The 5,980-nt window shown below is 70.2% G+C and carries 5 protein-coding genes; 1 reads left to right on the top strand and 4 read right to left on the bottom strand.

Features of this window, described 5'->3' with window-relative positions; all coding sequences use genetic code 11:
* Positions 1-173 precede the first annotated feature (173 nt).
* The 4 genes from ACIRP2_RS39535 to ACIRP2_RS39520 all read right to left on the bottom strand — a co-directional run bounded on the left by ACIRP2_RS39535 (position 174) and on the right by ACIRP2_RS39520 (position 4,602).
* The gene (locus ACIRP2_RS39535; RefSeq protein WP_404258605.1) at positions 174-1,013 is read right to left on the bottom strand and encodes an SDR family NAD(P)-dependent oxidoreductase; all 840 of its coding nucleotides are present in this window, start codon (positions 1,011-1,013) and stop codon (positions 174-176) included.
* Positions 1,014-1,202: 189 nt separating this feature from the next.
* The gene (locus ACIRP2_RS39530) at positions 1,203-2,048 is read right to left on the bottom strand and encodes an amidohydrolase family protein (protein WP_376286371.1); all 846 of its coding nucleotides are present in this window, start codon (positions 2,046-2,048) and stop codon (positions 1,203-1,205) included.
* Positions 2,045-3,232, bottom strand: coding sequence for a mandelate racemase/muconate lactonizing enzyme family protein (locus ACIRP2_RS39525; protein ID WP_404258604.1), 1,188 nt, complete (start codon positions 3,230-3,232; stop codon positions 2,045-2,047). Before ACIRP2_RS39525 ends, ACIRP2_RS39530 begins: the two co-directional genes overlap by 4 nt.
* Positions 3,232-4,602, bottom strand: coding sequence for an aspartate aminotransferase family protein (locus ACIRP2_RS39520; RefSeq protein ID WP_404258603.1), 1,371 nt, complete (start codon positions 4,600-4,602; stop codon positions 3,232-3,234). The genes ACIRP2_RS39525 and ACIRP2_RS39520 overlap by 1 nt, the downstream gene beginning before the upstream one ends.
* A 289-nt stretch (positions 4,603-4,891) precedes the next feature.
* On the opposite strand from ACIRP2_RS39520, the gene ACIRP2_RS39515 reads away from it, so the two are divergent.
* Positions 4,892-5,749, top strand: a complete 858-nt coding sequence (locus ACIRP2_RS39515; RefSeq protein WP_404258602.1) for an IclR family transcriptional regulator — start codon at positions 4,892-4,894, stop codon at positions 5,747-5,749.
* Positions 5,750-5,980 lie beyond the last annotated feature (231 nt).

The following is a 5,980-nucleotide window of genomic DNA, read 5'->3' as shown; positions in this document are numbered from 1 at the left end:
ACGGGTTCGGGGACGATGCATTGACGGACATGGCGCAGGTGCTCCTCGCTGTGTCGGTGCGTGCTCGATGAGGACCGACTGCCGGTCGGTCGCGGTCGGATCGTGTCGCGGTACGGCGGGACGAGGCGCGCACGTCGGACGGAGGCGTGGTGCGGCGGGACGAGGCGCGGACGTCAGATCGTGTTGCGGTACGGCGGCATGAAGCGCATGCGCGGCATCTGGTCGGCCAGCACTCCCCCGTCGACGACGATGCGCGCCCCGGTGAGATACGCCCCGGCGTCCGAGGCGAGCAGCAGCAGCGCGCCCACGCATTCGTCGGGCTGTGCGTACCTGCCCAGCGGGATGCGCTCGCGGTAGGCGGATTCGAAGGCTTCCCGGTCGAAGGGGAACTCTCCGTCGATGGGGGTCTCGACCATGCCGGGGGCGAGGGTGTTGGCGGTGATGCCGTGCGGGGCGAGTTCGACCGCCAGGGTCTCGGTGAGCAGTTGGGCGGCGGCCTTGGAGGCGTTGTAGTGGGCCAGCCCCGCCTCCGCCACCAGGGCGTTCTTCGAGGTGATGGTGATGATGCGGCCGGCGACGGCGTCCGCCGTCATGTGTTCGGCGATGCGCTGGCTGAGGAAGAAGACGGCGTCGACGTTGACCCGCATGATGTGCGACCAGCTCGCGGGGGTGATCTCGTTGAAGCGTTCCAGCGCCGCCGTTCCCGCGTTGTTGACCAGGATGTGCAGCGGTCCCGCCTCGGCGCGTACGGCATCGACGAAGCCGGGCAGCGCGTCGATGTCCGCGAGGTCCTGGCCGTAGGTGCGGGCCCGGCGGCCGAGCGCCTCGACGGCCGCCGCGGTCTCGGTGACGCCGTCGGCACCGGGCAGGTCGACGAGGACCAGATCGGCGCCCGCCTCGGCGAGCCCGACGGCGAAGGACCGGCCGAGGCCCCGGGCGGCCCCGGTCACGACCGCGGTGCGGCCGGTCAGGTCGAAGCGGTCGGTTCCGCGGGGCGGGACGGCTGCGGTCATGACGGGGTTCCTCCAGGCGGAGAGGTACGAAGAGAGGTGCGGTGGTTCCGGCCCTGGCCCGCCGGAGGGGTCCGGGCCGCCGCGCAGGGACACTGGGGTGGGAGCGCGGCGGCCCGGCTGCCGGCCGGCGCCCTCGGACAGGGGGGTGGCCCCGGGCGCCGGCCGACAGGTTCGTGGGGAGCGGCCGGGTCAGCCGCTCAGACCCAGCAGATCCAGCGACGGCCGGTGGATGATCTCCTCCACCGCGTCCACGTCGAGCGGCGGCAGTCCGGGGATGCCGGGGATGCGGGCGATCTCCCGCAGCCCCTTCACCGAGTCGTCGACCGTCGTGAACGGGTAGTCGCTGCCGAACATCAGCTTGTCGAAGACCCCGTAGTCCTGGACGAGCCGGAGGCTGTGCCAGAGCTGGAAGGGCCGGTAGTGCAGGGCGCTGATGTCCGCGTACACGTGCGGGTGCTTGCGGATGACCGCGATGCACTCGCCCTCGAAGGGGTGGCCGAGGTGGGCGAGGACCATCCGCAGTTCGGGGTGACGGATGGCGACCGCGTCCAGATGGCGGGGCATCGCCCACTCCAGGGGCGCCTTGGACACGAAGGTCGTGCCGGTGTGCACCAGGAGCGGGAGTCCGTGCCGTTCGGCGTAGCCGTACAGCTCGTCGTACTCCTCGGCGGCCGGGTCGAAGCCCGCGTACATCGGCATCAGTTTGATGCCGCGCAGGCCCAGTTCCTGGTGGCCGTGGCGGAGTTCGTCCTGCCAGCCGGGCTGGGTGGGGTCGAGGGAGAGGTAGCCGATGAGCCGGTCGGGGTGCTGTCCGACGTACGAGGCGACGGCCGCGTCGTCGACCCAGAGCCCGCTGCGTCGCGCCTTGCCGCCGACGACGATCGTGCGAGTGCCCTCGGGGGCCGTGGCAGCGTACTCCTCCCACTTCACCGTGAGGTCGACCTCGCCCGCGTGGGCGCGGGCGGAGTCGGACTTGAACGGGTCGGTGAAGTCGTGGCTGTGCCGGAAGAGGTGCGAGTGGACGTCGACGATCATGTCCGGTTCCGCTTCTCCCAGCCGTCCGCGAACATGTTCCAGAAGCGGTGGCTGGGCGGGTGTTCCTCGAAGACCTCGTCGACGAGCTCGACACCGAGCCCCGGAGCGGTCGGCAGGCCGATGTGGCCGTCGACGATCGGGAGAGTGCCCTTGAGTGCGTCGAAGACGTAGTCCTCCAGGAGCCCGTCGAAGGTTTCGAGGATCTTGAAGTTGGGGATTCCGAGCGTCGCGTGCACCGAGACGGTGGTGCAGAGCGGCGAGTTGGAGTTGTGCGGGGCCACCAGCATGCCGTGGGTGTCGGCGATCGCGGCGAGCTTCCTGACCTCGGTGAAGCCGCCGGCCATCGAGAGGTCGGGCTGGATGATGTCGACCGCGTCGGTGGCGAAGAGCTGCTTGTACTCGTAGCGGTTGTGGAAGTGCTCGCCGCCGGAGATCGGGAACGCGGCGCGTTGCCGCAGCTCCGCGTACCGCTCGATGTGGGTCCAGGGCATCGGCTCCTCGAACCAGCCGATGTCGAACGGCTCCAGCTCGCGCACCAGTCGGGCGGCGGTCGGCATGGCGAACCGCGCGTGGCCCTCGATGAAGAGGTCGACGTCCGGCCCGATGGCTTCGCGGACGGCGGCCACGAGGTCGATGGAGCGGCGCAGCTCGGCACGTTCCAGCTCGTGCAGTCCGGGGCCGAAGGGGTCGAACTTGAGGGCGGTGAAGCCCTTCGCCACGGTCTCCTTCGCCTTGGCGGCGAAGGTCTCGGGCTCGCGCTCGCCGGTGTACCAGCCGTTGGCGTACACACGTACGCTGTCGCGGCAGGCCCCGCCGGTCAGCCGGTACGCGGGGACTCCGAGCGCCTTGCCCATCAGGTCGTACATCGCCTGGTCGAGGCCGGACAGGGCGACGCCGCCCATGTCGCCGCCGCGCAGGAAGTCGCCCTGGTAGACGCGGAGCCAGAGCTCCTCGATGTCGAAGGGGTCGGCGCCGATGAGATGGCGCTGCGCCAGTGCCTCGGTGAGCGCGCAGACCTCGCGGACCCGGTAGGGATGGGTGATCTCGCCGATGCCGGTCAGGCCCTCGTCGGTGTGGACCCGGACGTAGCCGAAGTCGCGCCACGAGGTGCCGAGCATCAGCGTCTCGACGCGGCTGATGCGTCCGGCGGGGCCTGGGGGGCGGGTGCGGTTGACGGTCAGCATCAGCGGGTCGCTCCGCCCATGGTCGAGGTGTTCTCCAGGTCGCGGGCGCCGCCGTCGGCGAGCACGGCCCTCACCGCGGCCTCGGTGCCCTCGATGAGACGGTCCACGTCGGCGTCGGTGTGGGCGTAGCTGATGTGGCTGCGCTTGAGGTTGAGCGGCAGCTCGAACAGGCCGTGGTCGAGGAGCTTGCGGCGGTAGCCGACGAACAGCGAGGCGTCGTTGTTCAGCAGGTCCGCATAGGTACGGGGGGCTTCGCCCGGCATGAAGTAGCTGACGAAGACGGAGCCGTAGCCGGTGACGACGGCGGGGACGCCGAGGCGCTCGTACAGTCCGGTCAGTTCGGTGCGGACGCGCTCGCCGAGCCGGAAGACGTGCTCGTGGACCGGCTCCTCGCGGAGCTTGCGCAGGGTGGCGAGAGCGGCGGCGACCACGGACGGGTGGCCGTTGTACGTGCCGGCGAAGAAGGCGGGGGCACCGGGGCGGGTGGAGAAGAGGTCCATCAGGTCGGCGCGGCCGCCGATCGCGCCGACGGGGGCGCCGTTGGCGATGGCCTTGCCGAGGGTGGTGAGGTCGGGGGTGACGCCGGAGATCTTCTGCCAGCCGCCGATGTCGTGGCGGAAGCCGGTGATGACCTCGTCGAAGATCAGGACACTGCCGGCCTTCGTGGTCTCCTCGCGCAGCGTGGTGAGGAACTCCTGGTACGGCAGGAGCGCGCCGACGTTGTGCGGAACGGGTTCGACGATGACGGCGGCGATGTCGGCGCCGTGCTCGGCGAAGGCGCGGCGCACGGCCTCGCTGTCGTTGAACGGCAGGACGAGGGTGGCTTCGAGGACCTCGGGCAGGATGCCGGTCGAGATCGGGTCGTGGCCGCCGACCTTCTCGGGGGCGGAGATGACGTTGAGGCTGACCGCGTCGTGCCAGCCGTGGTAGCAGCCCTGGAACTTGACGACCAGACGGCGGCCCGTGGCTGCGCGGGAGACCCGCAGCGCGTGGAACGTCGCCTCGCTGCCGGTACTGGTGAGCAGCACCTTCTCGATCGACGGGATCAGCTCGGTGAGCTGTTCGGCGAGGAGGACCTCGCCCTCGGTGACGCCGACGCCCATGTGGCCGAGGGCGGCACCGGCCTCGGCGGTGGCGCGGGCCACGTCGGGGTCGTTGTGGCCGAGCAGCGGCGGGCCGAACGCCGAGTGGAAGTCGGTGTACTCGCGTCCGTCGGCGGTACGGAACCGTGCGCCGTCGGTCCCGGTGACGACCAGGTCGGTCAGTCCTGGAACGCTGCGCTGACCGCTGTTCACGCCGCCGGGTACGACCTGGCGGGCGCGCTCGGCGAGTCGGGCTCCGGAATCGTTGCCTACCGGGCCTGAACTCATATCGCTTGCTCCTTGCGTCGAAAGTCGTCGGTTTTCGCAGGCCCTGCCCGGCCCGTGAGTCCCTGGCGCCATCCGCCCGGCAGTCGCCGCAGGAAGAGGTGATCCGTGGTGCTTGGGTGGTGCGTCTCGCTTTTTCTGAACACTGTTCTGTAGAGCAGAACAGTGCCTGGATATTACGTGCGGCACCGGGGTCGGTCAACCCCCTTCCTGGCAACGAACGGCCCTCAGCCGCGCTTTTTCACGTCGAAAGCGCCTTCCGCTTCCCCCGGAGGCACTACGCTGTTCTGCTATGACGAACAGTGCTGCCACAAAAGAACCGAAGTACTGGGTCAAGAGCGTGGCCAGGGCAGCGGACATCCTCGAAGCGCTCGCCGCCCCCACGCAGGGCAACGGCCTGAGCGTCACGGAGGTCGGCCAGGCCTGCTCGATCTCCAAGAGCGCCGCTTTCGGCATGCTCCAGACCCTTCGCGCCTACGGCCTCGTCTCGGACGACGGCGAGGGCATGAACCGCCGCTACCGGCTCGGCATGAGCCTGGCCCGGCTCGGCGACCGGGCACGTTCCCAGGTCTCCCTGCGCGGGGTGGCCCGTCCCGTTCTGAGCGAGCTCACCCGGACCACCGGCATGGCGTCCCGGCTCGCCGTGCCCGAGGACGGTCACGCGGTCGTCGTGGACCAGGTCGAGCTCGACCAGCGTGTCCGGCTCGATCTGCGGATGGGCCAGCGCGAGCTGCCGCACTGCACGGGCCTGGGCAAGGCCCTGCTCTCCGCCGTGCCGCAGAGCGAGGCCGCCGCGGTCGTCGAGCGGTTCGGGCTGCCCCGGCGCACCTCCCGCACGATCACCGACCCGGCCACCTTCCTGTCGCATCTGCGGGACATCGCCCGGGTCGGTTACGCCCTGGACGACGAGGAGGACGCCGAGGGCATCATCTGCATCGGGGCGCCGGTCTTCGACGACCGGTCGGTGTGCGCCGGGGCCGTCTCCATCACCGGCCTCAAGCTCGGCCTGCCGGCCTGGCGCTACCAGGAACTGGGCGGCCAGGTCCGGGACGCGGCCCGCCGGATCAGCGTCTCGCTGGGCTGGGTCGACGAGGCGAAGGACGGGACGCCCGACAGTGACGCGCCGGATTCCGACGGATTCAGGTCTTGACCGATCGACATAACCCGCCGTAGGTTCCCTGCCAACCGCGGTGACATTCTTCCGTCACCAGCGATTTACCCCTTCCGGCCCGCTTCCGACGCCTGCCCATCGCGTCGTGGACATCCGAGGGCCGGACCCATTTTCAGCCATCCGCCTCATGGCAGTCCACCGCAGGAACGCTCCCTCACTTTCGGCACTTCTCGGAAGGCGAAGTCCGCATGAGCGTTCCGCACCACCACA

The sequence above is a fragment of the Streptomyces sp. NPDC101194 genome (genome assembly GCF_044767885.1).
Classification (GTDB): domain Bacteria; phylum Actinomycetota; class Actinomycetes; order Streptomycetales; family Streptomycetaceae; genus Streptomyces.
This window is presented reverse-complemented; position numbering and strand designations above follow the sequence as displayed.

What these genes read in the sequence shown, in the direction of transcription:
- ACIRP2_RS39515 (WP_404258602.1), top strand. Translation starts at nt 4,892, where the DNA reads ATGACGAACAGTGCTGCCACAAAAGAACCGAAGTACTGGGTCAAGAGC.
- ACIRP2_RS39520 (WP_404258603.1), bottom strand. Translation starts at nt 4,602, where the DNA reads ATGAGTTCAGGCCCGGTAGGCAACGATTCCGGAGCCCGACTCGCCGAG.
- ACIRP2_RS39525 (WP_404258604.1), bottom strand. Translation starts at nt 3,232, where the DNA reads ATGCTGACCGTCAACCGCACCCGCCCCCCAGGCCCCGCCGGACGCATC.
- ACIRP2_RS39535 (WP_404258605.1), bottom strand. Translation starts at nt 1,013, where the DNA reads ATGACCGCAGCCGTCCCGCCCCGCGGAACCGACCGCTTCGACCTGACC.
- ACIRP2_RS39530 (WP_376286371.1), bottom strand. Translation starts at nt 2,048, where the DNA reads ATGATCGTCGACGTCCACTCGCACCTCTTCCGGCACAGCCACGACTTC.